The sequence below is a fragment of the Citrobacter sp. CK195 genome (genome assembly GCF_030333365.1).
Lineage (GTDB): Bacteria > Pseudomonadota > Gammaproteobacteria > Enterobacterales > Enterobacteriaceae > Citrobacter_B > Citrobacter_B koseri.
In genome coordinates this window covers 611,334-637,306 of sequence record NZ_JAOWGB010000025.1, presented here as the reverse complement: position 1 = coordinate 637,306, position 25,973 = coordinate 611,334, and the positions used below count along the sequence as shown (strand labels likewise).

The window sequence follows — 25,973 nt, the reverse complement described above, 5'->3', positions numbered from 1 at the left end:
ATCTGCGTCAGGGGTTTTTGCTTTTAAGGTACATCGAATGTCTGAATCTCACATGCTGCCACCGGGACCTTTCACCCGACAGCAGGCTGAAGCGGTTACCCGCCGGTGTCACAACATCAGCATTGAAGACGACCAAGGTAGCCACTTCCGCCTGGTGGTTCGTGACTCTGAAGGTCGAATGATCTGGCGGGCGTGGAGCTTTGAAACCGATGCCGGTGAAGGACTTAACCACTATATCCGTCAGTATGGCATCCTCAGAGCATCCTCCTGCTGATCACGCCCATTCATTATTAATGCATATCCCCCATACGCCAGCCATCGCCGCTGGCGTTTTTTATTAATGGAGACATACCCATGACAACAGCGACACAAAACAATCTCGTATCTGCTAACGAGTCCGAATTTGAACTGACCGTAACGCAGGTACCTGACGAACAGCGTATCTGCTTCTGGCCGCAGTACTTTGGCACTATCCCGCAGTGGATAACGCTGGAACCCCGTATTTTCTCCTGGATGGACCGCTTCTGTGAGGCCTACAGCGGTGGTATCTGGTCCTTTTACACCCTCAGCAATGGTGGTGCGTTTATAGCTCCTGATGCTGACAATGACGATAAATGGCGTCTGTTCAACAGCATGAACGGCAATGGTGCGCAAATGAGCGCGGAAGCCGCAGGTATCGCTGTCTGCCTGATTGAATACAGCCATCATGCCTGCCGTACAGAGTGTGACGCAATGACCACGCACTATTACCGCCTGCGGGACTATGCCCTGCAGCATCCAGAAGCCCACGCCATTTTGCGCATCATCGACTGAACAGAGGAGCAGCGAATGAAACAGCTTTCCTTTTTACCTGGCGAGATAACGCCACAGGACCGGCGTCTCATCCAGCGGGCACTCAGGGTTCTGGACCGGCATCTGCATGAGCCCGGCGTGGCCTTCACCTCCACCCACGCCGTCCGTGAATGGCTGCGACTGCATATGGCCGCGCTTGAGCGGGAAGAGTTCAGAGTGTTGTATCTGGACAACCAGAATCAGCTTATTGCCCATGAGACGCTCTTTAGTGGCACGATTAACCGCACCGAGGTTCATCCCCGGGAAGTGGTCAAACGTGCACTGCACTTCAATGCGGCGGCGGTGATACTGGCGCATAACCATCCTTCCGGCGAGACGACGCCTAGCCAGGCTGACAAAGCCCTCACGCAGCGACTAGTTCAGGTACTTCATCTGGTGGATATCCGTGTCCCTGACCATCTGATTGTTGGTGGCAGGCAAATCTATTCGTTCGCAGAACACGGTCTGCTTTGAGGTATTACATGAAAATTATCAGTAAACGCAGGGCAATGACGATATACCGCCAGCATCCTGAGTCCCGAATCTTTCGCTACTGCACCGGAAAATATCAGTGGCACGGTAGCGTCTGTCATTACACCGGCAGGGATGTTCCGGATATCACAGGAGTCCTGGCTGTGTACGCCGAACGCCGCCAGGACCGCAACGGGCCTTATGCCTGCCTGATGAGTATTACCCTGAACTGACAATAAAGGAGGTTATCAATGAGTAACATCACATGGGGCCTGCAGCGGGATATCACACCGCGCCTGGGAGCCCGCCTTGTGCAGGAGGGTAACCGGCTGCATTATCTGGCTGACCGGGCCAGCATCACCGGTAAATTCAGTGACGTCGAATGCCGGAAGCTAGATGAAACATTCCCGCACTTTATCAGCCAGATGGAGTCGATGCTGACCACCGATGAACTGAATCCCCGCCATACCCACTGCGTCATCCTGTACCACAACGGTTTTACCTGCGAAGCCGATACCCTTGGCAGTTGCGGCTACGTATACATCACCGTTTATCCCACTCAACGATAACTAAATTCACGAGAACAAACATGAAAACTCTACCTGCAACGACTTTGCGGGCGGCTAAACCATGCCCGTCACCAGTGATCGTATGGCAAACACTTCTTTCATGCCTGCTGGATCAGCACTATGGCCTGACACTGAATGACACGCCATTCAGTGATGAAACTGTGATTAAGGAACATATCGATGCCGGTATCTCTTTAGCCGATGCTGTTAATTTTCTGGTGGAAAAATACGAACTGGTTCGCATCGATCGTAAGGGGTTTAGCTGGCAAGAACAGTCGCCTTTTATTACTGCTGTAGACATTCTAAAAGCCAGACGGGCTATGAGGGAAATGAGAACATAAGTAGTGTCAGTTTCCTTTCCGCAACCCACCTCTTTACTGAGCAAAAAGGGGTGAAAAAATTTTTAGGCACCTATATAGGCACCAAAGAAAAGTTGAATTAGAAGTTAGCTAATTTATTTCAATGAATTACAACACCAATTCAGACTCCGCCAGCCCGATGAAGTCCTAAGAGCCCGCACGGCGCAAGCCCTGCGGGCTTTTTTGTGTCTGTCGTTGTCCGAGCTCATCCGGCTAAATCCAGAGAAAATTGGTACATTTAGGTACACGCTATACTGTGGTCCATTAAACGTGTACCAATTATGGAAGGAATCCAGGCATGGCGCGTATCACACGCCCCCTCACTAATAACGAGATCCTTAAAGCTAAGCCCCGAGAAAAAGACTTCACTCTGCATGATGGTGACGGCCTGTTCTTACTCGTCAAAACATCTGGTAAAAAACTCTGGCGCTTCCGATACCAACGTCCTGTAAGTAATAGCCGCACTAATCTGAGTCTCGGTTCATACCCTGCCCTTACGCTCGCAGCAGCTCGCCAGATACGCGACCAACATTTAGCTACGCTCGCGCAGGGGAAGGATCCACAACAGCAGCAAGAACAAGCGTCAGAACAACGCCAGATTGAATTAGACAGCATTTTCTCAACTGTGGCCGCTAACTGGTTCCAGATGAAAAGCAGAAGTGTCACAGAAGATTATGCAAAAGACATCTGGCGTTCTTTGGATAAAGACGTGTTCCCTGCTATTGGTGAGATACCTGTTCAGGAGATAAAGGCCAGAACGATTGTTGAAGCACTTAATCCAATCAAAGCACGAGGGGCACTGGAGACAGTTCGCCGCCTAGTACAGCACATTAACGAAATAATGATTTATGCAGTCAACACCGGCCTGATTGATGCTAACCCGGCATCAGGTGTTGGAATGGCATTTGAGAAACCCAAAAAGCAGAACATGCCCACGCTACGACCAGAAGAATTGCCGAAACTGATGCGTTCCTTGGTCATGTCGAATCTGTCTGTTCCGACTCGCTGTCTTATTGAATGGCAGCTCCTGACTCTCGTGCGTCCATCTGAAGCATCTGGTACTCGATGGGAAGAGATCGACCTTGAGACCAGACTCTGGACTATTCCAGCCGAACGGATGAAGGCGAAGCGTGAGCACATTGTACCTCTATCTCCTCAGGCATTAGATATTCTGGAAGTGATGAAGCCAATCAGCGCTCATCGTGAACATGTTTTTCCCAGTAGAAATGATCCAAAGTTGCCGATGAATAGCCAGACAGCTAATGCGGCTCTTAAGCGAATTGGTTATGGCGGAAAGTTGGTTGCCCACGGTCTACGTTCAATAGCCAGTACTGCAATGAATGAAGCGGGGCTTAACCCAGATGTAATTGAATCAGCCTTAGCTCATACCGATAGAAATGAAGTCAAGAAAGCTTATAATCGGTCAACATATATTACTCAATGCATTGAGTTGATGTCATGGTGGGGATACTATGTTAACGGCTCAAATAAAAAATGAAAAGGAGTTTTACATGTCTAAAAAAACAAATGATCAAATAATACTAGAGCAGATCCTTAAAGATAAAAAAAATGAGTTGGGAACTGACATCAAAGATACAGAATTCTTTGAGTTATACTCAGCATCAGAGATTCTTAAAGACTACGATGTTACATATGATGACATTGAATATGGCATTGTTGGTAATGGTGGTGATGGTGGTATTGACTCTATATTTACTTTTGTTAATGGTGAACTACAAAAGGAAGACACACAACTTAATACTCAAGTAAGAAAAAATCACATTGAGCTAGTAATAATTCAATCTAAAACATCTCCAACCTTTAAAGAAGATGCAATAATTAAGTTCCGAGAAACCATTCAAGATTTATTTGATTTAGGTAATGATCTCGAAAAATTTAAGAAGCGTTATAACTCTTTATTACTTGAGAAAATCAATTTATTTAGAGGTGCCTATTCAAAATTAGCAAAAACATTCCCTACTATTTTAATTAAATTTTTCTATGCTACCCAAGGTGTTGATGCTGATATACACCCCAATGTAATTGATAAAGCAAATAAGTTACGTGATGATATCCATAGATTATTTAGCGGTTCAGTTTGCGAATTCTCTTTTATTGGTGCTACAACACTGTTAGAAATGAGCAGAAATATCCCTGCAAGCTCCCGAACGCTAGAAATATCAGAACAGCCGATTAGTACTTCAGCAGGTAGCTATATTTGCCTAGCTTCACTTACAAAATATTATGAATTTGTAAGCGATAATGGCGCACTAGCAAGAAGTATTTTTGAATCAAATGTGCGAGACTATCAGGGAAGTGTAACTGTAAACACAGGCATCCGATTAACGCTTCAAAATATGAACTCTGATGATTTTTGGTACTTAAATAATGGTGTCACCATTATCACACCTAAAGCAGTTAGTGCAGGAAAACAATTAACAATAGAAGATCCTCAAATTGTAAATGGACTACAAACCTCACATGAGATATATCGTCACTTTTCTAATGCTGATAATTCTGTAGATGATAAACGTTCTATTCTCATCAGGATTATTTGTGAGGAAAACGAAGAAGCACGCGATAGAATAATTCGTGCAACGAACAGTCAAACAGCTATTCTGCCAGCTTCCCTCAGAAGCTCAGATGAGATTCACAGAAATATTGAAGATTATTTAAAGGCTAACGACTTCTATTATGACAGGAAGAAGAATTTCTACAAAAATCTTGGTAAACCAGCATCAAAAATAATAAGCATTGCATATCTTGCACAAGCAATGATGACAATTGTTTTATTTAGACCAGACAGCGCAAGAGCACGACCATCAACACTTATAAACTCAGATATTGAATATAAAAAAATATTTAGCTTGGATATAGCAATAGACACATACTTAAAAGTAATATTAATTATAAAAGCTACTGAAGCTTTTTTAAAGGTTGAAACTGATAAATATACGCCAGACCCAAAAACAACAACAAATATAAAATATTATGTTGCTATGGTTGCGGCCATTAAATACTTAAAGACTAAAGAAAATATTTTTCAGGCACTTTCAAGCGTCAACCAAATAAATATCAATGAAGAGATCTTTGATGAAAGTCTTGATATTGTATTAAACCACTATCATCAGTTAGGAGGAGATGATCAGGTTGCTAAAGGTGCAGCTCTGACCCCTGCAATTCTGGCTTCACTCTAAATTGACTGGAGGGGATTACCCTCCGTCTTTGTAGTAATTAATAACATTTGCAGCGCGCAATGCTCTCCCCGCCACGCCTGCCCGCTTAAGGGGACGTTTTTAATGCAGGTGCATGAAGGGGCTCAGGCCGCGCCAGTGCTGGTGCGGCGGGGTGTGGAAAATTCAGAGTTTTGCATGCAAAGCCATGCAGCTTAAGCATGCATGGCTATTTTTATTAAAAAGACGGGTATTTTCGGGACGTTTTATATGGTTTTTTTGCGGGTCTGCGCGGCCTGTCGGCGCATGAAAATCTGGCTCTGTTCAGGCGTATATTTTGCCCGGTTGTCGTCTCTCGAGGCTCTGTCAGGCCGGAAACCGATGGTTGTCAGAATGTCGCGATCTTCCTCTGCGTAATCAATATTTCCTCCGCTGGTTACATGAATGGACAGCGCTTCGCGAACACTGGCGGCCGCCCGGTCGAGAGCCCGTTCTCTGACGATTTCAGGTTGTTCGCTGTGATGCAGTAATTCCGGTGCCAGCGCGTCGCCGCTTACCTGCATAAAGGCGTGGAGCTGACGACGGATACTGATACGCTGCACGGCCTCATGTGACCGGATGTAATGCCCGGCCGACTGATTTACCGCCCATTTTTTCAGGTCAATATCATACGCAGCGCCTGTGCTGCCTCCGGTTCATAACGGGTGCAGGTCAGCTCCAGCTCTTTCAGCGCCATTTCAGCCCGCGCCAGTGCTGACTTGCTGCTCATCCAGTCCGATTTATTCTTCTGACAGGCTTCAAAGGCCTGTTTCAGTAGTGCTCGTGCCATTGTCTTTTCTCCTGAATCAGTGGCGCAGCAATGAGCGGGCGCAGTCCAGAATTCGGGGCGGTGTTTCTGGGGCTGTCTGTGGCGGTTCGGGCTTTTCTTCTGCCGGTGGCCGTATCTCCTCGTCGATAGACTCGATAGTACGAAAGGTTGCGGAGCAAAAGAGGCTGGCCAGAGAAGGTCGCAGGAAATCCCCTCTCTCTGTTTGTTTTTTTACTTATAACTATTCACCACTGTTCACCTTAAATAAAGATATAGGTAATACAGTAAGTTAAAGGGTGAACAGTTGAAGGTCTGACTGTTCACCGTCTGTTCACCCTCCTGTTTTTTCAGCCAGTCATTCACTTAGACTTTTTGGTGATTAAAAAATAAAAACATATAAATAAAAGCAATAGAAGGATTACCAATGTATGCCACCGTTTGCCTCTATTTGCCATTCACCTGTTAACGGTTTGTTGTATGGGATTTCACTGCAAAATGACTTGTTGCCCTGCGTAAAAATATTCACAAAATAGAGAGCTACCGGACGCAAGAAACATCATTCTTAACGAGCTGACAAAGCGCGTACACCGGATCTTCCCCGATGCCGACGTGAGAGTTAAGCCAATGCAGGCTAACGCATTAAACAGCGACAGCACAAAGACCGAAAAAGAACGACTTAACCGTATGCTGGAAGAGATGTTTGAAGAAGCAGATATGTGGCTGGTGAACGAATGATGAGCATGGGCAACATGATTATTGCCGGGGTAAGAATATATTTCCCGCCTGGCACCGAACTCCCTGTTCCAACGCCTGAACTCAGGACATTTGCCATCGTCAGCAAAGACCTGTCTGGACATCTGGTGCTTGAGTACAAAAACAGGCAGTAGGTTCCTGTACTGGCCCGGCTTTTTGATGATTCAGCACATGCTATTTCAGCTATAACAAGCCTGAGCAAAAAGACGTGGCATTAATACTTAAAACACATTGATCCGTCATGCCGGGAAGATACAATCCACGGCGGCTGGCAACCAGTCTATATTCGCACGCCAGCTGTCCGCACCATGCTCTTCCATGCGACGTGATTGCTGCTCTATTAATTCTACTGATGAGAATCTTGCTGTAGATTGCATACGACCTTGCCGTTCTCACCACTTTCACAGCCTTCCTGTTACGCCATATAAAGCAACTCGATTGGGAATTTCCAGTTACTGACGCAAATACGGAACATACAATCACATACACATCTTTACATTTGGTGGTTTTCATGAATACTACTAAATGATTATGTTAACACGATGAAATTCAACGGATGAAATATGAATATATTTGAACAAACTCCACCAAACCGCAGGCGTTATGGCCTGGCTGCATTTATTGGGTTAATCGCTGGTATCGTATCAGCATTTGTTAAATGGGGCGCTGAAGTACCTTTGCCACCCCGCAGTCCGACTGATATGTTCACTGCTGCATGCGGGCCGGAATCATTAATCAGGGCTGCCGGGCAAATTGACTGTTCCCGCAATTTCCTGAATCCCCCTTATATTTTCCTTCGTGACTGGATGGGGCTTGCTGATCCTAACGCTGCCGTCTACACCTTTGCCGGGCATGTGTTTAACTGGGTTGGTGTAACACACATCATCTTTTCGATTGTCTTCGCAGTAGGTTACTGTGTTGTTGCTGAAGTTTTCCCCAAAATTAAGCTCTGGCAGGGTTTGCTGGCTGGTGCGCTGGCACAGCTTTTCGTCCATATGATTTCCTTCCCTCTCATGGGGCTGACTCCACCTTTGGTTGACCTTCCATGGTATGAGAATGTATCCGAAATTTTTGGACATTTAATCTGGTTCTGGTCCATCGAAATTATCCGTCGGGATCTGCGTAACAGGATTACTCATCAACCAGACCCGGAGATCCCTTTGGGAACAAGCCGGTGACAAATTCTTAATGTGGTAAAATGGCGCAAACACAGCGCCATTTTTTAGTATCCATTTACTGAACTCCTGAGTTGCCTGTTTTAATCTCTCGCTAATCCCCTCTTCCCGGCCCTGACATTCCTGTTCTGTGAAAAAGAGAATAAACCACTTTCCATCCGTGCACCCGAATGTTCTTAATATCAAGGAGGAGATTTATGTCTGGTATCTGGGTCTGTTAAATAACATGATGAAAACCCGCGCACTTCTTGCATTGCTTTCCCTGAACATTTAAGCAGCCCACCGGCACCTTGCCGATTAATACCTGTAGTGGTTTAGGGATGCCCCCTCCGGGCACAAAGCGGCCTGAACGAAGGGCTATCAGGTCTGCTATGGGCGACAAACCTACAGCTTCCATTGAAAGCATCAATCAATACGCAAAACTCCCGCCCCTGACAAACTCAACCACCTCCCCCATCAAGTCACACTGCCACCAGGACAACGTTGTTGCTCCTGCCCGGAAGAGTTGTGTTGCTGCTGCCGTAACACGATGTTAGCATTTGGCAATCAAGACACTTAGATGTCTAAAAACTCCATTCCTGACCCCGAGAGAGGCTAAAAGGAAGATGACAGATAACCTGCAACTCACACAACTGGTCGAGACCTGCCGCTGGATAGGGGCAAAAGGCTGGGCTCCCGCTACTGGCGGCAATATGTCTGTCCGCCAGGACGACGCATTTTGCTGGCTCAGCGAGTCGGGAAAAGATAAAGGCAACCTGACTACCGACGATTTTTTGCAGGTGGAAATCGCCACCAGTCACGCACCGTCCGGTCGCAAACCATCGGCGGAGACCGGGCTGCATACCCTGATTTATCGCCTCTTTCCCCAGGCAAACGCGGTGTTGCACGTCCACACCGTCAACGCCACGGTGCTCTCGCGCATCGTTAAAACGCCGGAGCTATATATCAGCGGTTTTGAAATGCAAAAATCGCTTAGCGGGCAGACTACCCATCTTGATACCGTCTGCGTGCCGGTGTTCGACAACGACCAGGATATCGACGCGCTGGCATCACGTATTGCGCATTACGCGCAAGAGCGTTCTCTGAATTACGGTTTTCTTCTGCGCGGTCATGGCTTAACCTGCTGGGGACGCTCAGTGGAGGAGGCCCGCCGTCATCTGGAGGGGCTGGAATTTTTATTTGAATGCGAAATGCGTTTGCGACAACTGGAGAGATTATGATTCGCGCGATTGTGACGGATATTGAAGGCACCACCAGCGATATCCGTTTTGTTCACAATGTTCTGTTCCCCTATGCGCGCGAGCGGCTGGCGGCGTTTGTCACCGCCCGGCAGTATGCCGAACCGGTAAAATCAATTCTTGATAATCTGCGCAACGAGATTGCCCGGCCGGACGCCAGTACCGCAGAACTTATCGAAACGCTTTTCACCTTTATGGATGAAGATCGCAAATCAACGGCGCTAAAAGCCCTGCAAGGCATTATCTGGCACGACGGTTACGTCAATGGCGACTTTACTGGTCACCTCTACCCGGACGTTCTGCCAGCGCTGGAGAAATGGAAAGCACAAGGCATTGATCTCTATGTTTATTCCTCCGGCTCCGTTGCGGCGCAGAAACTGTTATTTGGCTACAGCGACGAAGGTGATATTACTCATCTGTTCAGCGGCTATTTTGATACCCATATCGGCGCAAAGCGAGAAACGCAGTCATACCGCAATATCGCGTCGTATATCGGCGTCGCGCCGTCGCAAATCCTGTTCCTCTCCGATGTATATCAGGAGCTGGACGCTGCTGAAGAGGCGGGTCTTCGCACCCTGCAACTGATTCGTGGCGAGGGTGATGGCGCCAGCCGCCACCACCAGGTACATCAATTCGACGACATTAACCCGGAGCAGATCCTTTCATGAGCGCATTGACTATTTATTCCGATAAAGACGCCAGCCAGCCCCAGTGGCACAGTACCGACGCCGCAGAGATAGCCCAACAGCTCAACGCGAAAGGCGTCCGCTTCGAACGCTGGGTTGCAGACCGCGACTTAGGCCAGGCCCCCGCGCCAGAAACGGTGATCACCGCCTATCAACATGCGATTGATAAGCTGGTTGCCGAGAAAGGCTATCAGAGCTGGGATGTGATCAGCCTGCGCGCCGACAATCCACAAAAAGAGGCGCTGCGTGCAAAGTTTCTCAATGAACACACCCACGGCGAAGATGAAGTGCGATTCTTCGTTGAAGGCGCAGGACTGTTTTGCCTGCACATTGGCGACCAGGTTTACCAGGTGCTGTGTGAGAAAAACGATCTGATTTCAGTGCCCGCCGGTACGCCGCACTGGTTTGATATGGGCTCAGAGCCAAACTTTACCGCGATCCGTATTTTCGATAACCCGGAAGGCTGGGTGGCGCAGTTTACCGGCGACGCCATTGCGGATGCCTATCCGCGCCTGCTTTAACGATCTGGCCGGGCGACGCTATCGTACGCCAGGCCTGCTCTGCATCAGGCCGCCTCCGTCCTGAAAACCCCCTTCGCCACGTCTTCTGGCGTCACCACACCGCTATCCAGCACCCAGCCGCTAATCAGCGCTGCTGGCGTCACGTCAAACGCCGGGTTATAGACCTGCGCATTTTCCGGCGCCCACTGTACCGCGCCAAAACTGCCCGCCACGCCGGTGACTTCTCCTGCTGCGCGCTGCTCAATCGGGATTGCGTCGCCATTCGGGCAGTGGGGGTCCAGCGTGGTTTGCGGCGCGGCAACGTAAAACGGAATACCGTGGAATTTCGCCAGCACCGCCAGCGAATAGGTGCCGATTTTATTCGCCACATCGCCATTTGCGGCGATACGGTCGGCCCCGACCCACACCGCGTCCACCAGCCCTTTCGCCATCAGGCTGGCAGCCATTGAGTCGGTAATCAGTTGATAGGGAACCCCCAGTTCGCCCAGTTCCCAGGCGGTGAGTCTGCCGCCCTGCAATAACGGGCGCGTTTCATCCACCCAGACGTTTTGCACGTTGCCCTGTGCATACGCGCGGGCAATCACCCCCAGCGCCGTCCCCGTGCCCGCTGTCGCCAGCCCGCCGGTGTTGCAGTGGGTCAGCAGACGGCTGCCCGGCTTCACCAGCGCACTTCCCGCACGCGCGATATCGTCACAGAGTTGTTTGTCTTCATCGATCAGACGTAGCGCTTCCGCCGCCAGCGCCGGAACAAAGTCTTCTTGCCTCAGCGCCTGCTTCATACGATCGAGATTGTTCATCAGATTGACCGCCGTCGGGCGCGCAGCGCGCAGCGTTTCCAGCGCTATCGCCAGTTCATCCCGGCGATGGCCTGACTCCGCCAGCAGCGCCAGTAGCAGACTGGCGGAAAGACCAATCAGCGGCGCACCGCGCACGCGCAGCGCGTGAATATGCCCCACCAGCGCTTCTACCGTTGAGGCATCCAGCCAGCGTTTCTCCTGCGGAAGCGCCTGCTGATCGAGAATAAATAATTGGTTATCCGCCACTCGCAGGCTGGTCGTCTGTAATGTCTGCATGTCGTTAATTCTCTGTTGCGTTGTTGTATCACATTGTGTCAGGATGAATTACAGATGTATAGACGTCTACATGTCTTTATTAGTGAAATGAGTGAGGAACAGGCAATGTCGCAATACCGTACCTTTACCGCCCAGGATGCCGTGGAATACGCCCGAACGTTTGGCGGCATCGATGATCCATCCACACTGGTAGAGGCGCAGGAGGTGGGCGACGGCAACCTTAATCTGGTGTTTAAGATTTTCGATACCACAGGCGTAAGCCGCATCGTCGTCAAACAGGCGCTGCCTTACGTGCGCTGCGTCGGCGAATCCTGGCCGCTGACGCTGGATCGCGCTCGTCTTGAAGCGCAAACGCTGGTGGCGCATTACCAGCACTGCCCGCAGCATACGGTGAAAATCCACCATTTCGACCATGAACTGGCGGTGATGGTGATGGAAGATCTCTCCGACCATAACATCTGGCGCGGCGAACTGATTAAAGGCGCCTGGTATCCACAGGCGGCACGCCAGCTCGGCGAATATCTGGCGCAAACTCTGTTTCATACCAGCGATTTTTATCTCCACCCGCATGACAAAAAAGCGCAGGTGGCGACATTTATTAACCCGGAGATGTGTGAGATCACCGAAGATCTGTTCTTCAACGATCCCTACCAGATCCACGAACGCAACAGCTATCCTGCGGAGATCGAAGGCGACGTCGCCGCGCTGCGCAGTGACGCTCAGCTTAAGCTGGCGGTGGCGGCGCTCAAACATCGTTTCTTCTCCCATGCCGAAGCGCTACTGCACGGCGATATCCACAGCGGCTCGATCTTTGTCGCCGACGGTCGCCTGAAAGCCATCGACGCCGAGTTCGGCTACTTTGGGCCGATAGGCTTTGATGTGGGCACCGCCATCGGCAACCTGCTGCTGAACTTCTGCGGCCTGCCGGGCCATCTGGGCATTCGCGACGCCGCCGCCGCGCGCGAGCAGCGGCTGACGGATATTCAGGAGCTGTGGAACACCTTTGCTGAACGTTTTCAGGCGCTGGCGACGGAAAAAACCCGCGACGCGGCGCTACGCGCGCCGGGCTACGCGTCGGAATTTCTGAAAAAAGTCTGGGCGGACGCCATCGGCTTTTGCGGCACCGAGCTGATTCGCCGCAGCGTCGGGCTGTCGCACGTAGCGGATATCGATACCATTCAGGATGCGGAAATGCGCCATGAATGCCTGCGCCATGCCATTACCCTCGGAAAAGCGCTGATTGTGATTGCCGACCGGATTGAGAGCGTGGAAGCGCTGATCGCGCGGGTGCGGCAGTACAGCTAAGTGCAGGCCGTTTGCCCGGTGGCGCTACGCTTACCGGGCCTACGATCCGAATGCAGGCCGGGTAAGGCGAAGCCGCCACCCGGCAAATACTTACCCCAGATACTCAATCACCGATAACCCACCGTTGTAATCCGTGCTGTAGATAATCCCCCGCGTATCGACAAACACATCGCAGGACTGGATCACCTGCGGGCGATTTGGCCGCGTATCCATCATCTTCTCAGGTGCCGCAGGCACCAGCGCGCCGGTCTCTACCGGACGATAAGGATTGGAAATATCATAAGCGCGCACCCCTGCATTCTGGTAAGTGGCGAAAATCAGCGTCGAGCTAATAAAGCTGCCAGGACGGTTTTCGTGCAGGTTATGCGGCCCGAAGTGCGCCCCTTTCGCCACGTAATCAGCTTCATCCGGCTGCGGGAAGGTGGCGATGCTCACCGGATTCGACGGCTCGCGGATATCAAACAGCCAGATCAGCTTTTCGCCGTCTTCCTGATTGTCGAGCACCGCTTCGTCCAGTACCACCAGCAGATCGCGGTCCGGCAGCGGTAGCGCAGTATGTGTGCCGCCGCCAAACGGCGGGCTCCAGTTGCGATGGCTAATCAGTTTCGGCTGCGTGCGATCTTTCACGTCCAGCAGCGTCAGACCACCGTCACGCCAGCTACCGTAGGCGGTATCGCCAGCGATAATCGCGTGATGCAGCGCATAGCGTTTGCCCTCCGGCCAGTCTGGCGTCTCTCCCGCCGCCTGATTCATCCCTGGCAACCACCAGCGCCCGGCCACCTCTGGCTTACGCGGATCGGCCAGATCGATGGTCAGGAAGATGTAGTCGGTGAAACCGTCGATCAGCGCCGAGACGTAGGCCCAGCGTCCGCCGACGTACCAGATGCGGTGAATGCCGATCCCATTCAGGGAGAGAAAACCGATTTCACGCGGTTTATCCGGCGTGGAAATATCAAACACGCGCAGCCCTGCGCTCCAGCCCCGGTCCTGCACATCGCTGATCGTCTCACCGACCTGCCGCGTGTAGTAGACCTTTTCATCGGCAAAGCGGGCATCGGCGAACAAATCGCGGGCGTTAATCACCAGCAGCAGATCGTCATGCGCCTGCAAATGCACGTTCCAGGAGCCTGGCGGTGCAGGCACATAGCCCGCCGCCCGTGGATTTTTCGGGTCACGCACGTCAACAATCGAAAACCCCTGCGACACCATATGGCCAATATAGGCAAAACCGCGATGTACCATTAGCTGTACGCCGTCCGGGCGACCGCCCTGGTCGCTATGGCCAATCAGCCGCATATTGCGGCTATAGTCGGGGCGCGGTAATTCAGTCACCTTAATCTCCTTTTGCCAAACGGCGTAACCGCCTTATCCGGCCTACAGGGAGCACATTGTAGGCCCGGTAATTGCAGTGCCACCGGGCATTACGCCGGATGGCGGCGTAACCGCCTTATCCGGCCTACAGAGAGCACATTGTAGGCCCGGTAAGCGCAGCGCCACCGGGCATTATTTATTCTTCGCTTCAAGCGTCGCAAACCACGGCGCGATAAAGTCTTCCGTCTGGCCCCAGCCCGGAATGATTTTGCCTAATGAGGCGACGTTAACCGCCCCCGGCTGCGCTGCCAGCAGCGCCTGCGGAATGGCTGCGGCTTTAAAATCGTAAGTGGCAGGCGTAGGTTCACCGGCAATCTTATTGGCAATCAGCCGCACGTTAGTGGCGCCAATCAGTTTCGGGTCAACGGCCACGCTCACCTTCCACGGGCTGCCCGCCTCGCGCATCAGTTGCAAATCCTGGTTGGAGATGTCGATGCTGTAGAGCTTAATCTCAGTGCGGCCATTCTCTTTCAGCGCTTTGTACGCCCCCTGGCTAAAGGCGTCCCAGGTCCCCCAGATAGCGTCGATTTTCCCTTTCGGGTATTTCGCCAGCACCGCGCCCACTTTGTTGGCGGTATCGCCCTGCACGTCGGAAGAGACCGCACCGATAGACTCCAGCTCTTTAATCCCCGGATTGTCCTTCAGCATTTGCTGATAAGCCGCCTGGCGACGCTCCATCGGCGGGAAACCGGCGACCCACAGCTTGATAATATTGGCTTTACCGTTGAAATCTTTTACCAGTTGCCCGAAGGAGAGATGGGTCAGCGAGGCGTCATCCTGCTGAGTTACCGTCACGCCCGGGATCTCACCGTTGACGGCGGTATCAAACACCGCCACTTTGATCCCGGCATCTACCGCTTTCTTCACCAGCGCGGTGGAGTACGGATCGCGCCCCTGAGAGAGAATAATACCGTCATACTTCTGGCTGATCGCCTGGTTAACGAAATCCTGGAATTTCGCGTCGTCGCCGTTGCTTAAAAAGGTGCTGACCTTAAAGCCGAGCTTTTTCCCCTCCTGAATCGCGCCCGCAACGAACTGGGTCGTGTTGTCATCAGAGCCAAGGTTGCGGATCACCGCAATGCGAACCGGGCCATTATGCCCGGCAATGGCCGCTGGCACCGGCGCAGGCGTTGCCGCATAGCCCGGCAACGAACTCAGTAATCCCAGCGCCAACAAAGAAAGTGCAGTTTTTTTCATTATCGTTTCCCGTTGTGTTGTTAACGTTTTTGTATGTAGGTGATCGCCAGCGCCGCCGCCAGCACCAGCCCTTTTATAATGTCCATTGCGTAATAGGGCACCGAGAGCATCACCAGCCCGTTGGAGAGCACGCCAAGGATCACCGCCCCCACCAGCGTGCCGAGCGCATTCGGTTTGCCGGAACCGGCCAGCGAAAAGCCGATCCACGCCGCCGCGACGGCATCCATCAAATAGCCTCCCCCGGCGTTAACCTGTGAAGAGCCAATACGTGAAGCCAGCAGGATGCCCCCTAACCCCGCCAGCAACGAGGCAATGACGTAGGCCGCCACTTTATAGCGGGTGGTGCGAATACCGGAGAGACGCGCCGCTTCCGGGTTGCCGCCAATGGCGTACATCCGTCGCCCGTGGGTGGTCAGCGACAGCGCGAGCTGCGCCGCCAGCGTCACGACCAGCATCACGACAACAATAGTCGGCACCTGCCCCAGCGCGCCGAATGCCGCCGGAATAAGCCCCTCAGCCATTTCACCGCTCGGCAGCACCATGTTTTCAGTAATAGAGCCGCCGTAGCTGTAGGTCATCGCCACCCCCTGAATCACAAACAGGCTGGCAAGCGTGGCGAGCATGTCGGGAATACGCAGCACCACAATCAGAAAAGCGTTGAACAGCCCCACCAGCGTACAGAGCGCCAGGGTAATGACAATCGCCCCGGTGGTGCCAAAGCCGTGCCAGACGAACAGCGAAATCACCAGTGCGTTCGCCAGCGACGCGGTTGAGCCAACGGAAAGATCAAAGCCGCCGACGGTAAGCGAGATGGAAACGCCAATCGCAATCACCGTGACGATCGCAATAGAGCGCAGGATGTTGATGATATTGAAGGGATCGAGGAAGTTATCCGACGCGACGCCAAAAATGGCGATCAGCGCGACAACCGTCAGCAGCATGCCCCACTTATAGAGAAAATCGAAAATCTGCTGGCGGCCAGACGCCGCTGCATTGACTGAAAGGGCCTTACTCACAACGCCGTTCCTCCGGTTGAATAATAAAGTAGTGTCTCTTCGCGGGCCTGCGCGCCTTCCACTTCCGCCACGATGCGCCCGTCCCACAACACGCAGATGCGGTCGCAGAGCCCCACCAGTTCGGCGAACTCACCGGAGGCGTAAATCACCCCTTTGCCTTCCCGCGCCAGGCCGTCGATCAGCGCAAACAGATCGGTTTTGGCTTTCACGTCCACACCTTTAGTCGGCTCGTCGAAAATCAGCACGCGGGCGTCGCCGCGCAGCCATTTGCCGATCGCCACTTTCTGCTGGTTGCCGCCGGAAAGCCGACGCAACACTTGCCCCGGCCCGCGAGCGCGCACGCCGACGCGGGCAATTACCGCTTCCGCCCAGCGCCATGCCTGACGATGACCAAACAAGCTCCAGCGCGAGAAACGGTTATCGGCGGCAACCGCCAGGTTCATGGCGACGGACTCATCAATAAAAATGCCCTCTTTGCGCCGCTCCTCCGGCACCAGCGCCAGCCCGCGCGTCACCGAATCAACCGGGTCTTGCGGCGTCCACGGTTGATGATTGAGTTCGCCGCGTTCAACGCGGCTTTTCGACGCGCCGAACAGCGCCTTGCACAGCTCGGTTTTCCCGGCACCCGCCAGCCCGGCGATGCCGAGAATTTCACCTTTACGCAGGTGCAAACTGATATTTTTCAGCAGCAGTTCATCGTGCAGCCCTTCCACGCGCAGCAGCGTTTCATCAGCATGCGGCGGGCGTTTTGGCGGATAGATATCGTTTAACTCATGACCCAGCATCTTCTCGACGATGGCGTCAGCGCTCAGTTCCGCCATCGGCCCGGACTCAATCAACTTGCCATCGCGCAGTACGGTTAAGGTGTCGCAAATGGCCTTTAGCTCATGAATGCGATGGGAGATAAACACCACGCCGATCCCCTGTTGTTGCAGGCGTTTCACCACGGCAAACAGCCGTTCGCTTTCATGCTGATCGAGCGGCGCGGTGGGTTCATCGAGGATCAGAAAACGACAGTGGTGCGAGAGCGCGCGGGCCAGCAGGATCTGCTGCTTTTCGGCGAGCGTGCACCCATCGATGACCCGGCGCACGTCCAGATGAATATCGAGCTGGGCCAGCGCGTCACGCGCCTGCTGGCGAATAGCACGCCAGCGGTAGCGGTGTCCCGGCTGCGCCAGCTGATCGAGCATAATATTTTCCGCAATACTCAACCCCGGGATCAGCGCAACATCCACCTCCTGCTGCACCAGATGAATGCCCAGCCGTTTGGCGTCCAGCGGTTCGCGTATCGGCACCGGCTGGTTATTAATTGCAATTTCCCCTTCGTAATGATCGTGCGTGCCGCAGAGCACCGCCATCAGCGTGGATTTCCCCGCACCGTTCGCCCCCGTCAGCGCGTGCACGGAACCGCCCGTCAGGGTGAAATCAACGCGGGAAAGCGCCTGAAAGCCGGAAAAGGCCAGGCTGATACCACGCATGTCGAGGCGACTGGAGAGCATCCGCTGTAAATCCTTTCTGATAATCATTTGATTTACGAAATTTTTCACAGCTCTCCCTGACTGACAACGACATAAAAAGCATAAGATAAAGCAAAATATTATTAGCCATCCAGATGTCTATGAATGACATCGGGTTAGCCCATCGCAAAGGGATCGCATCATGAGTAAGAACACTGACCACAACGCGGCAACGGGCTTCGCGGAGGGGGCTAAAACCCATCAAGGAAAGCGGGCATTTATCAGCCCTAATAAATCAGCTCTTTTTTATCTTTTAGATTTAGTTTAAGTCGATATATATCAATTCCAGATTATCAACCTGCATTTATGTGTTTCATATTTATGACACGCCAGGTTTATTAAAAATAAAAATTCATTTGAAGTGCTTTCATATAAATGATGATTAGTAGAGAATGTAACACCTCAGATAAAACCGCCATTTACTATTATTTACCTGATGCACAATAGGTGAAATTTGCATTTTATATAAATAGCGTCATGGAGTTTTCATGAAAAACAACACAGCTGTCACGCAAAAAGAATATTTGCTTAACAATAAAACAACGTTATTATCAACCACAGATAAAGACAGTCATATTACCTATGCTAACTCTGCATTTATCGACGCCAGCGGATTTAATGAAACGCAGTTAATGGGTAAACCACATAATATTATTCGCCACCCGGACATGCCCTCTGCCGCTTTCGCTGACATGTGGCACACGATACTGCAAGGCGATAGCTGGACCGGGCTGGTCAAAAACCGGCGACAAAACGGCGATCATTACTGGGTACGCGCAAATGTTACCCCTGTCTGGCAAAATGAAAAATTAACGGGGTATATTTCAGTACGCACCGTGCCTTCCCGGGATGAAGTTTCGCACAGCGAACAGCTTTATCAGAAAATAAACAATAATGGAATTAAAGGGTTTCGACTTTTTAAAGGCATAATTATCCGTCGCGGAGCGCTGTCCTGGCTTTCGATGTTTAAATGGCTGTCGGTTAGCCAACGCGTCAATTATGCTTTAGCCATCACCAGTCTGACAGCCCTGTTATTTATTTTCTTACCTGTTCCTCCTGCTATTCAGGGGGGCAGCATCATCGTATTATTTTTGCTCCTGGCTATTTACCTTAAGGTTCAAATTTGTCAGCCGGTTAATACGCTGCTGGTGCAGATGCAAAAAGTGGTTTCGGGCCGTAAACCCGATAATTGCCATTTGCAGCGCGTGGACGAAATAGGGATGCTCATGCGACTGGTGAATCAATCGGGGCTTAATCTGCGCTCCCTGGTTGATGATGTCAGCACGCAAATATCCGGTATTCAGGCTATCAGTCAGCGCGTGTCTCAGGAAGGCACGGCATTGCAGAGCCGTTCAGAAGAGACATCTGCCGACCTGCAACAAACCGCCGCTGCCATTGAAGAGATCGGTAGCGCAGTGCAACAAACCGCAGATACCGCAGCCCAGACAATGACGATGGCCGACAGTACCAGCGCCAATGCGACTGAAGGCGGCCACATCATGAAGCAAACCATCACCATGATGCAGGCTATCTCGCGCGATAACAATCAAATCGTGGACATTATCGGCGTCATTGACAGTATTGCTTTTCAGACCAACATCCTGGCGCTGAATGCAGCGGTCGAAGCGGCCCGCGCCGGTGAATCCGGGCGCGGATTTGCGGTCGTTGCCGCAGAGGTGCGTAACCTCGCCCAGCATTCTGCGTCTGCGGCAAAAGAGATCAAACAGCTTATCGAGAAAAACGTCACTAACGTCAATACGGGAGTGCAAATGGTCGAGCAGACGGAAACACACCTTACCGGAATGATCGATGACGTGTTGCAGATGTCTACCATGATCAAAGAGATAAGCCTGGCGACGCGGGAACAAACTTTAGCGCTCGAACAGATCAACAATTCAATTTCACGAATTGGTTCCATGACGGACAACAATGCGGAGATGGTGGAACAGGTGACGGATGCCGCGGGGGATTTAACGGGACGCGCGTCACGGCTGCAACAGGCCGTACAGGTTTTTGGCGCCTCACGATAGCAGCGAAAAGCAAAAAGCCCTCAGCATACGCCAGGGGCTTTTCTATTTATCGCGTTCTCAACGCGCAGGGTAATCGCGGTTAATCCACGCGTGATCGTCTTCCCAGGTGAAAATCCATTTGCGCACCGGGCCTGCCATCACATTCAGGTAATAACTGTCATACCCGGCCATTGTCGCCACCGGGTGATAGCCTTTCGGCACCATCACGACGTCACGATTGTAGACCGCCATACACTCATCGAGCGAGCGATCGTCGGTGTATACCCGCTGCATACAAAATCCCTGTTCCGGGTTGAGGCGATGGTAATACGTCTCCTCAAGAAGGGTCTCGTAAGGCGGATTGTCAGTGTCGTGCTTGTGGCTCGGGTACGAACTGCTACAGCCTTCGTGAGTCCACACTTCCACCACCAGCAGACTATCGGCGGGTTTATCTTCCGGCAGAATGTTGTGTACATAGCGCTGGTTATGCCCCTTGCCCCTTGCCTCGCCGTCGATATCCTGCGGCGCAATCAGGCGGGTGGGATACGTCCCCTTGCCCGGCGCGGCGCATACCGCCAGCTCCAGCTTCGTTAACGCCTGTACCTGTACCGTTTCTCCGGGCGTAACGTATACCGCCCACGGCTTAATACGCTCGAACGGGCTCATCCGCTCGCCAATCTCTGAAAACTGCGCGGTTGGCGTGGTGACAGACGCCCTCCCCGCCACCAGCACCAGACAGCGCTCTTCAGCAACGGCGGGAAGATGCAACTGCTGCCCCTCTTCAAGCTCAAACGCGTCAAAACCGACGTAGCCCCAGCCTGCCCGCTCCGGGGTGACGGACTGGGTACGTCCCTGCGCGTCAGGCTGTTGCCAGCGTGACAGTAAACGTGACATAGCGCCTCCTCAGATAAGACCGGCATCCCGCGCCAGGCGGCTCAGGTTGTTATATCCCAGCCGCGCGTAAGTCAGCGGATGGGCAATCGCCGGGTCCTGCTCCGCCTCCACCACCAGCCAACCCTGATAATCGTGCTCTTTCAGCAATCGCATAATCGGCGGGTAATCCACGCAGCCGTCGCCCGGTACGGTAAAGACGCCGCTGAGCACCGCATCCAGAAAGCTGGTTTTACGGTTTTTCACATCTGCCAGCACGTCGGCGCGCACGTCTTTACAGTGCACATGATTAATACGGCTCGCCCAGCGTTGCGCCACCGCCAGCGGATCGGCGCCAGCAAACGTTAAATGACCGGTGTCGAGCAGCAATCCAACCTCATCGCCGGTATGGGTCATCAGATTGTCCACATCCTCTGCGGACTCAATCACCGTCCCCATATGGTGATGATAAGCAATCTGCACTCCCTGCTGCTGTGTATAGCGGGCGAACGCGGTGAGCTTCTCGCCATACTCCGCCCAGCGCGCCTGCGGGAATCGCGGACGCAGGTGAACCGGCGTCTGCTGTTCGCCGTGAATGCAATGGCTCACCTCAGCGAAAACCATCACTTTCGCCCCCAGCTCGCGCAATAACGTCAAATGCGCCTGCGCCGCCGCAATCTCTTCTTCTACGCTCCGCTCCAGCAGGCGACCGGAATACCACCCGGACACCAGCTTCAGATCGTGGCGTTGCAGGATTGGCCCCAGCAGACGCGCCTCGCGTGGGAATTTATTACCGAGTTCAAAGCCCGCAAAACCAGCCTCTTTACCTTCGCTCAGACAGGTATCCAGCGGCGTTTCCGCGCCAAGAGAGGGCAAATCATCATTGGTCCATGTCAGAGGATTAATGCCTAATTGCACAGCCATAATGTTCTCCTAAAGTTATGCCTGCCCGCGCTCGCGCCACCAGGCGATCAGTTGCAGATAGTTATCCCGAATGCGCGTCACCAGTTGCGCATCGTCAATGTCATGTTTCAGCCATGCGCGGGAAGCCTCGCCAAACAGCGTGCGCCCCACCGCAAACCCCTTCACCAGCTCATGTCCGGCAGCGGCTCTGAACCCTGCGCGTAACTGTTCAGCTGGCGCATCCAGCCCAAGAATCACCACGCCACGGCAGTGCGGGTCGCGGCGTTCGATAATGTCACTCAGCGCCGTCCAGCCGTCAGAGGAGAGCGGCGGCAGTTTCCACCAGTCGGGATAAATGCCCAGGTTGTAGAAGCGGGAGATAGCCCGCAGGTAAAGCTCATCGCTGCGCGGCATACCCACAGGTAAAATCACTTCCAGCAGCAGCTCATGCCCCGACTGACAGCAGGCGTGATACACCTCGGCGATTTTCTGTTCCTGCTCCAGGCGCAGGCCGTGGGCATCTTCCGGGTGGAAAAAGACCAGGCACTTCACCACATGCTCCTGCGGCCAACTGATAAGCTGAGTGCCAATGTTGCCGTGCTCCATCTCCAGCGGCCGTGAACCGGGAAGCTCAATCGGGCGGCCAATCCACCACCCTTCGCCGGTTATCGCATTCAGCGCGTCCTGGCCAAACGTTCCGTCGCACAGCAGACCGGCTTTTCCTTCCAGCCCCGCGCTGTTCGCCGCATCGCGGCTGGCCTGTAAGATCAGCGTTTTCAGCGCCGGAATGCGCTTCAGGGAGGCACCGCACTGTAGCGCCATCTCTTCAAGCTGACTGCGGTGATCAAACGCCATCACGCACAGTTCCGGCCAGTTACGCCGACGCGTTGTGACGCGATGCAGATGATTAAGCCGTGGATCAAGATCCGGGCGTGGCACCTGATGCTCGCGGGAGAGGTAGTCATCCAGCTCCACCTTACTCGGCATCGCGGGCGCGCAACCGTGGCGCGAAACCACCAGCGCGCCGCAGGCGTTGGCGTAGCGGCAGGCCTGCTCCCAGCCTTCATCATTGAGATAACCGCGCAGCAGCCCCGACATAAACGCATCGCCCGCGCCGAGCACATTGAGCACCTCGACGCGCACGCCGGTCACCGTCAGCCCGTCATCCAGCGATGGCGGAATCGCGTCGGTATACACCGAGCAGCCCAGCGCGCCGCGTTTACAAACCAGCGTCGCCGCGCTTACCTCACGCACCTGCGCCAGCGCCTGCACGGTATCGGTAGCGCCGCCCGCAATATGAAACTCCTCCTCGGTGCCGACGATCACATCAAACAGGTGCAATACCGCCTGCAACTGGCGAGTGACCTGCTCTGCGGCAATAAAGCGCGTTTCGCCGTCGCCCAGCGAGGTCAGCCCCCACAGCACCGGACGATAGTCGATATCCAGTACCGTGCGCACGCCGTGACGGCGGGCACAGGTCAGCGCGGTCAGCACCGCGTCGCGGGTTTGCGGATGAGAAAGATGGGTCCCGGTGATGGCGAGGCAGCGGGATGAAGCGATGTACTGCTCGTCAACATCGCTGGCGGTAATCGCCATATCCGCGCAGTTATCGCGATAAAAAATCAGTGGAAAGGTGTCCCGGTCTTTAATGCCGAGTAGCACCAGCGCCGTCAGGCGTTCTTTATCCGTTATCAGATGGCTGGTATCGCAGCCAACATGGTTAAGCTCTTCGCGCAAAAAGCGCCCCATATGTTCGTCGCCCACTCTTGCCAGCATTGACGAACGTAGCCCCTGGCGCGCGGCGCCGTAGGCGACATTCCCTGAGGAACCGCCGAGGTATTTGGCAAAACTTGAGACATCCTCCAGCCGTGCGCCAATCTGCTGGCTGTAGAGGTCAACCGCCACGCGGCCCATGCATATCACATCAAACTGCTTTTCCACGTTGATACCTCGTCAGACAATATCGTTCACATTCAGCCAGCGGCCTTCCTGATGCGAGAGCGCGATGGCGTCCAGCACGCGCGACACTTTCCAGCCCTCTTCAAAATCCGGCCACATCGGCGCATCGGCGGCAACGCCGTTCACCAGGTCGCGGATTTCCACCGTTTTCTGATCGTTAAAGCCGATGCCGTGCCCCGCCCCCATGCAAAACGCGGCATAGTCCGGGTGCGCGGGCCCCACCAGCAGGGTGCGAAATCCCTGGCGGTTAACCGGATCGTCATGCAGATAGAGCTTCAGCTCGGCCATTCGCTCCTGGGTAAAACTGATGGTGCCTTTGGTGCCGGTAATCACGTATGACAGCCCCATTTTGCGCCCGCAGGCCACGCGGGAGGTTTCGAGCACCCCCTGCGCGCCGCTGGCGAATCGCACCATCGCGTGCGCCTGATCTTCATTTTCCACGGCCACCTTCTGCGCCGATCCCGCGCTGGCCGGGCGCTCCGGCACCACAATTTTCAGGTCGCCGCAGACCTCGCGAATATCGCCGACCAGGTAGTGCGCCATATTGACGATATGCGCCGCCAGATCGCCCAGCGCCCCTAACCCCGCCGTCTCCTTAAAGCAGTGCCAGTGAATAGGGGAAAGCGGGTCGGCCATATAGTCCTCGTTGTGGGTGCCGTAGAAGTGGATCACATCGCCTATCTCCCCTCGCGCGATGATCTCTTTCGCCAGCGCCGCCGTCGGGTTCTTCATATAGTTAAAACCCACCAGCGTTTTCACCCCGGCCTGTTTTGCGGCCTCAACCATTTCGCGGGCATCGTGAGCGTTCAGCGCCAGCGGCTTTTCCGAATAGACGTGCTTACCGTGGCGAATGGCCGCCAGCGCCATCTCTTTATGCAGATGGTTGGGCGAACAGATATCCACCACATCGATATTCGGGTCTGCCACCAGCTCACGCCAGTCGCCGGTCGAACGGCGAAACCCGAATGCCTGCGCCCGTTCCGCCGCCAGCTCCGGCGTCACTTCCGCCACCATTTCGCGCACCAGCTGGCCTTGCAGGTTGAACACCGTCGGCGCCTGGGCATAGGCAATGGCGTGCGCCTTGCCGATGTATCCCGTCCCAATCAATCCAATTCGCACTTGTTTCATTATTTATCCCTCACAGCGCGCCACGACGGCTCTTGGCATAGGTATCAAACGCCACCGCCAGCACAATAATCAGCCCGGTAATAATTTGTTGGTAGTAGGCGGAGACGTTCATCAGCACCAGACCGTTTATCAGAATGCCCATAATGATCGAGCCGATAACGGTGCCGCCGATGCGACCATAGCCGCCCATCAGCGATGTCCCGCCAATGACCACCGAGGCGATAACGCGCAGCTCAAAGGAGATCCCGGCCACCGCCTCCGCGCTGCCCAGACGGGCGCTCAGTACAAACCCCGCCAGCCCGGCCAGACAGCCAATCACGACATACACGCTGACCAGCACACGTTTGACGTTGACCCCGGCAAGACGCGCCGCCTCCGGGTTGCCGCCAATGGCGTAGACGAAACGGCCCCAGCGCGTTTTGTGCAACGCCAGATAACCGCCGATCGCCACCAGCGCAAAAATCCAGATCGGGATGGAGATACCGAGCAGTTCGCCACGCCCCCACCAGCGGTAGCCCTGATCAAAACCGGCAATGGGCGCGCCGTCGTTAATCACCAGCGTCAGGCCGCGCCAGATGGTCATCCCGCCGAGGGTGACAATGAACGGCGGCAGGCGCAGGCGGGTCACGCCCAGGCCATGCAGGAAGCCAATCGCCGTCCCCATCGCCAGGCAGATGCCGAGGCCAATCAGCCAGCTCATCCCGCCCCAGGCGCTCGGGTCTACAGTGGTGAAGTTATCGCCTTTAATCACGTATGCTGCCGTCATGGCGCATACCGCCAGAATGGAACCGACAGACAGATCGATTCCGGCAGTCAGAATGACGAACGTCATTCCCACGGCCATGATCCCGTAGATCGACACCTCAGTCAGGATGTTGAAAATATTGCGTTCTGACAGGAAGTTACTGTTCTGCGTCTGGAAAAAAATCAGCAGCAGGAACATAAAAATCAGTACTCCAAAGCGCTCGAAAAAAGCGATCGGATCGATACGTCCGTTACGTTTGGCAGGGGGTTGCGTTTTGGTCACTATCTGCGTCATGT

The 25,973-nt window shown here is 53.6% G+C and carries 26 protein-coding genes and 2 pseudogenes; 17 read left to right on the top strand and 11 right to left on the bottom strand.

Annotation, left to right across the window (positions count from 1 at the left end; all coding sequences use genetic code 11):
• Window positions 1-37 precede the first annotated feature (37 nt).
• The 8 genes from OGX93_RS17250 to OGX93_RS17215 all read left to right on the top strand — a co-directional run bounded on the left by OGX93_RS17250 (window position 38) and on the right by OGX93_RS17215 (window position 5,427).
• Window positions 38-274 (top strand): DUF905 domain-containing protein, encoded by a 237-nt coding sequence (locus OGX93_RS17250; protein ID WP_286448842.1) that lies wholly within the window; start codon window positions 38-40, stop codon window positions 272-274.
• A gap of 80 nt (window positions 275-354) precedes the next feature.
• On the top strand, window positions 355-813 hold the full coding sequence (locus OGX93_RS17245; RefSeq protein ID WP_043082398.1) for an antirestriction protein: 459 nt from the start codon (window positions 355-357) through the stop codon (window positions 811-813).
• A 15-nt stretch (window positions 814-828) separates the two neighbouring features.
• Window positions 829-1,305, top strand: coding sequence for a JAB domain-containing protein (locus tag OGX93_RS17240; protein ID WP_286448841.1), 477 nt, complete (start codon window positions 829-831; stop codon window positions 1,303-1,305).
• 8 nt (window positions 1,306-1,313) lie between these two features.
• Entirely contained in the window at window positions 1,314-1,535 is a 222-nt protein-coding gene (locus OGX93_RS17235; RefSeq protein ID WP_000691995.1) for a DUF987 domain-containing protein, read from the top strand.
• A gap of 18 nt (window positions 1,536-1,553) precedes the next feature.
• Window positions 1,554-1,871 carry a type IV toxin-antitoxin system YeeU family antitoxin gene (locus OGX93_RS17230; RefSeq protein ID WP_043082396.1) on the top strand — a complete coding sequence of 106 codons (318 nt, stop codon included), beginning with the start codon at window positions 1,554-1,556 and terminating at the stop codon, window positions 1,869-1,871.
• A gap of 20 nt (window positions 1,872-1,891) precedes the next feature.
• Window positions 1,892-2,212 (top strand): TA system toxin CbtA family protein, encoded by a 321-nt coding sequence (locus OGX93_RS17225; protein WP_071883340.1) that lies wholly within the window; start codon window positions 1,892-1,894, stop codon window positions 2,210-2,212.
• Between the two features lie 316 nt (window positions 2,213-2,528).
• The gene (locus tag OGX93_RS17220; protein WP_286448839.1) at window positions 2,529-3,728 is read left to right on the top strand and encodes an integrase domain-containing protein; all 1,200 of its coding nucleotides are present in this window, start codon (window positions 2,529-2,531) and stop codon (window positions 3,726-3,728) included.
• A 13-nt stretch (window positions 3,729-3,741) separates the two neighbouring features.
• On the top strand, window positions 3,742-5,427 hold the full coding sequence (locus OGX93_RS17215; RefSeq protein WP_286448837.1) for an AIPR family protein: 1,686 nt from the start codon (window positions 3,742-3,744) through the stop codon (window positions 5,425-5,427).
• Between the two features lie 242 nt (window positions 5,428-5,669).
• On the opposite strand, the pseudogene OGX93_RS17210 reads toward OGX93_RS17215, so the two are convergent.
• Window positions 5,670-6,232: pseudogene (locus OGX93_RS17210) on the bottom strand (phage polarity suppression protein).
• A 516-nt stretch (window positions 6,233-6,748) separates the two neighbouring features.
• On the opposite strand from OGX93_RS17210, the pseudogene OGX93_RS17205 reads away from it, so the two are divergent.
• From OGX93_RS17205 to OGX93_RS17180, 6 genes and pseudogenes are all read left to right on the top strand, one after another.
• Window positions 6,749-6,946, top strand: a pseudogene (locus OGX93_RS17205) (DinI family protein); the annotation flags it as partial.
• Entirely contained in the window at window positions 6,928-7,098 is a 171-nt protein-coding gene (locus OGX93_RS17200) for a hypothetical protein (RefSeq protein WP_248622631.1), read from the top strand. The pseudogene OGX93_RS17205 and the gene OGX93_RS17200, both read left to right, overlap by 19 nt.
• Before the next feature lie 429 nt (window positions 7,099-7,527).
• A complete protein-coding gene (locus tag OGX93_RS17195) occupies window positions 7,528-8,142 on the top strand; it encodes a YagU family protein (protein WP_024130867.1) in 615 nt (204 codons plus the stop codon).
• Window positions 8,143-8,744: 602 nt separating this feature from the next.
• Entirely contained in the window at window positions 8,745-9,359 is a 615-nt protein-coding gene (locus tag OGX93_RS17190) for a methylthioribulose 1-phosphate dehydratase (protein ID WP_047461809.1), read from the top strand.
• Window positions 9,356-10,045, top strand: a complete 690-nt coding sequence (mtnC, locus tag OGX93_RS17185; RefSeq protein ID WP_012134736.1) for an acireductone synthase — start codon at window positions 9,356-9,358, stop codon at window positions 10,043-10,045. The genes OGX93_RS17190 and mtnC overlap by 4 nt, the downstream gene beginning before the upstream one ends.
• Window positions 10,042-10,584, top strand: a complete 543-nt coding sequence (locus OGX93_RS17180; RefSeq protein ID WP_012134737.1) for a 1,2-dihydroxy-3-keto-5-methylthiopentene dioxygenase — start codon at window positions 10,042-10,044, stop codon at window positions 10,582-10,584. Before mtnC ends, OGX93_RS17180 begins: the two co-directional genes overlap by 4 nt.
• Window positions 10,585-10,628: 44 nt before the next feature.
• On the opposite strand, the gene mtnA is transcribed toward OGX93_RS17180, so the two are convergent.
• Window positions 10,629-11,657 carry an S-methyl-5-thioribose-1-phosphate isomerase gene (gene mtnA, locus OGX93_RS17175; RefSeq protein WP_012134738.1) on the bottom strand — a complete coding sequence of 343 codons (1,029 nt, stop codon included), beginning with the start codon at window positions 11,655-11,657 and terminating at the stop codon, window positions 10,629-10,631.
• Between the two features lie 105 nt (window positions 11,658-11,762).
• Here mtnA and mtnK point away from each other — a divergent pair, with 105 nt between their 5' ends.
• The gene (gene mtnK / locus OGX93_RS17170; protein ID WP_286448835.1) at window positions 11,763-12,962 is read left to right on the top strand and encodes an S-methyl-5-thioribose kinase; all 1,200 of its coding nucleotides are present in this window, start codon (window positions 11,763-11,765) and stop codon (window positions 12,960-12,962) included.
• A gap of 90 nt (window positions 12,963-13,052) precedes the next feature.
• Here the strand turns inward: mtnK and OGX93_RS17165 are convergent, their stop codons facing one another.
• From OGX93_RS17165 to OGX93_RS17150, 4 genes are all read right to left on the bottom strand, one after another.
• Window positions 13,053-14,294, bottom strand: coding sequence for an LVIVD repeat-containing protein (locus OGX93_RS17165; protein WP_286448833.1), 1,242 nt, complete (start codon window positions 14,292-14,294; stop codon window positions 13,053-13,055).
• 171 nt (window positions 14,295-14,465) lie between these two features.
• Window positions 14,466-15,530, bottom strand: coding sequence for a sugar ABC transporter substrate-binding protein (locus OGX93_RS17160; protein WP_060815943.1), 1,065 nt, complete (start codon window positions 15,528-15,530; stop codon window positions 14,466-14,468).
• A gap of 20 nt (window positions 15,531-15,550) precedes the next feature.
• Entirely contained in the window at window positions 15,551-16,546 is a 996-nt protein-coding gene (locus tag OGX93_RS17155; RefSeq protein WP_047461798.1) for an ABC transporter permease, read from the bottom strand.
• Window positions 16,543-18,045 carry a sugar ABC transporter ATP-binding protein gene (locus OGX93_RS17150; protein ID WP_286448886.1) on the bottom strand — a complete coding sequence of 501 codons (1,503 nt, stop codon included), beginning with the start codon at window positions 18,043-18,045 and terminating at the stop codon, window positions 16,543-16,545. Before OGX93_RS17150 ends, OGX93_RS17155 begins: the two co-directional genes overlap by 4 nt.
• 160 nt (window positions 18,046-18,205) lie before the next feature.
• Here OGX93_RS17150 and OGX93_RS17145 point away from each other — a divergent pair, with 160 nt between their 5' ends.
• Together OGX93_RS17145 and OGX93_RS17140 are read left to right on the top strand one after the other, a co-directional pair.
• On the top strand, window positions 18,206-18,331 hold the full coding sequence (locus OGX93_RS17145) for a hypothetical protein (RefSeq protein ID WP_286448831.1): 126 nt from the start codon (window positions 18,206-18,208) through the stop codon (window positions 18,329-18,331).
• A 220-nt stretch (window positions 18,332-18,551) separates the two neighbouring features.
• A complete protein-coding gene (locus OGX93_RS17140; protein WP_286487818.1) occupies window positions 18,552-20,093 on the top strand; it encodes a methyl-accepting chemotaxis protein in 1,542 nt (513 codons plus the stop codon).
• 57 nt (window positions 20,094-20,150) lie between these two features.
• On the opposite strand, the gene iolB is transcribed toward OGX93_RS17140, so the two are convergent.
• From iolB to OGX93_RS17115, 5 genes are read right to left on the bottom strand one after another with little or no spacing between them, the layout of a single operon-like run.
• Window positions 20,151-20,966, bottom strand: a complete 816-nt coding sequence (gene iolB / locus OGX93_RS17135) for a 5-deoxy-glucuronate isomerase (protein WP_198448573.1) — start codon at window positions 20,964-20,966, stop codon at window positions 20,151-20,153.
• A 9-nt stretch (window positions 20,967-20,975) separates the two neighbouring features.
• Complete coding sequence (iolE, locus tag OGX93_RS17130; protein ID WP_112001714.1) at window positions 20,976-21,866, bottom strand: myo-inosose-2 dehydratase; 891 nt, start codon at window positions 21,864-21,866, stop codon at window positions 20,976-20,978.
• Window positions 21,867-21,881: 15 nt separating this feature from the next.
• Window positions 21,882-23,786: a bifunctional 5-dehydro-2-deoxygluconokinase/5-dehydro-2-deoxyphosphogluconate aldolase gene (locus tag OGX93_RS17125; protein ID WP_047461790.1), complete on the bottom strand. Its 1,905-nt coding sequence runs from the start codon at window positions 23,784-23,786 to the stop codon at window positions 21,882-21,884.
• 12 nt (window positions 23,787-23,798) lie between these two features.
• Entirely contained in the window at window positions 23,799-24,932 is a 1,134-nt protein-coding gene (locus tag OGX93_RS17120; RefSeq protein ID WP_286448828.1) for a Gfo/Idh/MocA family protein, read from the bottom strand.
• A 10-nt stretch (window positions 24,933-24,942) separates the two neighbouring features.
• Window positions 24,943-25,971: an ABC transporter permease gene (locus tag OGX93_RS17115; protein ID WP_047461785.1), complete on the bottom strand. Its 1,029-nt coding sequence runs from the start codon at window positions 25,969-25,971 to the stop codon at window positions 24,943-24,945.
• Between the last annotated feature and the right edge of the window lie 2 nt (window positions 25,972-25,973).

Coding starts and splice junctions, on each gene's coding strand:
- OGX93_RS17250 (WP_286448842.1), top strand. CDS start 38: ATGTCTGAATCTCACATGCTGCCACCGGGACCTTTCACCCGACAGCAG.
- OGX93_RS17245 (WP_043082398.1), top strand. CDS start 355: ATGACAACAGCGACACAAAACAATCTCGTATCTGCTAACGAGTCCGAA.
- OGX93_RS17240 (WP_286448841.1), top strand. CDS start 829: ATGAAACAGCTTTCCTTTTTACCTGGCGAGATAACGCCACAGGACCGG.
- OGX93_RS17235 (WP_000691995.1), top strand. CDS start 1,314: ATGAAAATTATCAGTAAACGCAGGGCAATGACGATATACCGCCAGCAT.
- OGX93_RS17230 (WP_043082396.1), top strand. CDS start 1,554: ATGAGTAACATCACATGGGGCCTGCAGCGGGATATCACACCGCGCCTG.
- OGX93_RS17225 (WP_071883340.1), top strand. CDS start 1,892: ATGAAAACTCTACCTGCAACGACTTTGCGGGCGGCTAAACCATGCCCG.
- OGX93_RS17220 (WP_286448839.1), top strand. CDS start 2,529: ATGGCGCGTATCACACGCCCCCTCACTAATAACGAGATCCTTAAAGCT.
- OGX93_RS17215 (WP_286448837.1), top strand. CDS start 3,742: ATGTCTAAAAAAACAAATGATCAAATAATACTAGAGCAGATCCTTAAA.
- OGX93_RS17195 (WP_024130867.1), top strand. CDS start 7,528: ATGAATATATTTGAACAAACTCCACCAAACCGCAGGCGTTATGGCCTG.
- OGX93_RS17190 (WP_047461809.1), top strand. CDS start 8,745: ATGACAGATAACCTGCAACTCACACAACTGGTCGAGACCTGCCGCTGG.
- mtnC (WP_012134736.1), top strand. CDS start 9,356: ATGATTCGCGCGATTGTGACGGATATTGAAGGCACCACCAGCGATATC.
- OGX93_RS17180 (WP_012134737.1), top strand. CDS start 10,042: ATGAGCGCATTGACTATTTATTCCGATAAAGACGCCAGCCAGCCCCAG.
- mtnA (WP_012134738.1), bottom strand. CDS start 11,657: ATGCAGACATTACAGACGACCAGCCTGCGAGTGGCGGATAACCAATTA.
- mtnK (WP_286448835.1), top strand. CDS start 11,763: ATGTCGCAATACCGTACCTTTACCGCCCAGGATGCCGTGGAATACGCC.
- OGX93_RS17160 (WP_060815943.1), bottom strand. CDS start 15,530: ATGAAAAAAACTGCACTTTCTTTGTTGGCGCTGGGATTACTGAGTTCG.
- OGX93_RS17150 (WP_286448886.1), bottom strand. CDS start 18,045: ATGCTCTCCAGTCGCCTCGACATGCGTGGTATCAGCCTGGCCTTTTCC.
- OGX93_RS17145 (WP_286448831.1), top strand. CDS start 18,206: ATGAGTAAGAACACTGACCACAACGCGGCAACGGGCTTCGCGGAGGGG.
- OGX93_RS17140 (WP_286487818.1), top strand. CDS start 18,552: ATGAAAAACAACACAGCTGTCACGCAAAAAGAATATTTGCTTAACAAT.
- iolB (WP_198448573.1), bottom strand. CDS start 20,966: ATGTCACGTTTACTGTCACGCTGGCAACAGCCTGACGCGCAGGGACGT.
- iolE (WP_112001714.1), bottom strand. CDS start 21,866: ATGGCTGTGCAATTAGGCATTAATCCTCTGACATGGACCAATGATGAT.
- OGX93_RS17120 (WP_286448828.1), bottom strand. CDS start 24,932: ATGAAACAAGTGCGAATTGGATTGATTGGGACGGGATACATCGGCAAG.
- OGX93_RS17115 (WP_047461785.1), bottom strand. CDS start 25,971: ATGACGCAGATAGTGACCAAAACGCAACCCCCTGCCAAACGTAACGGA.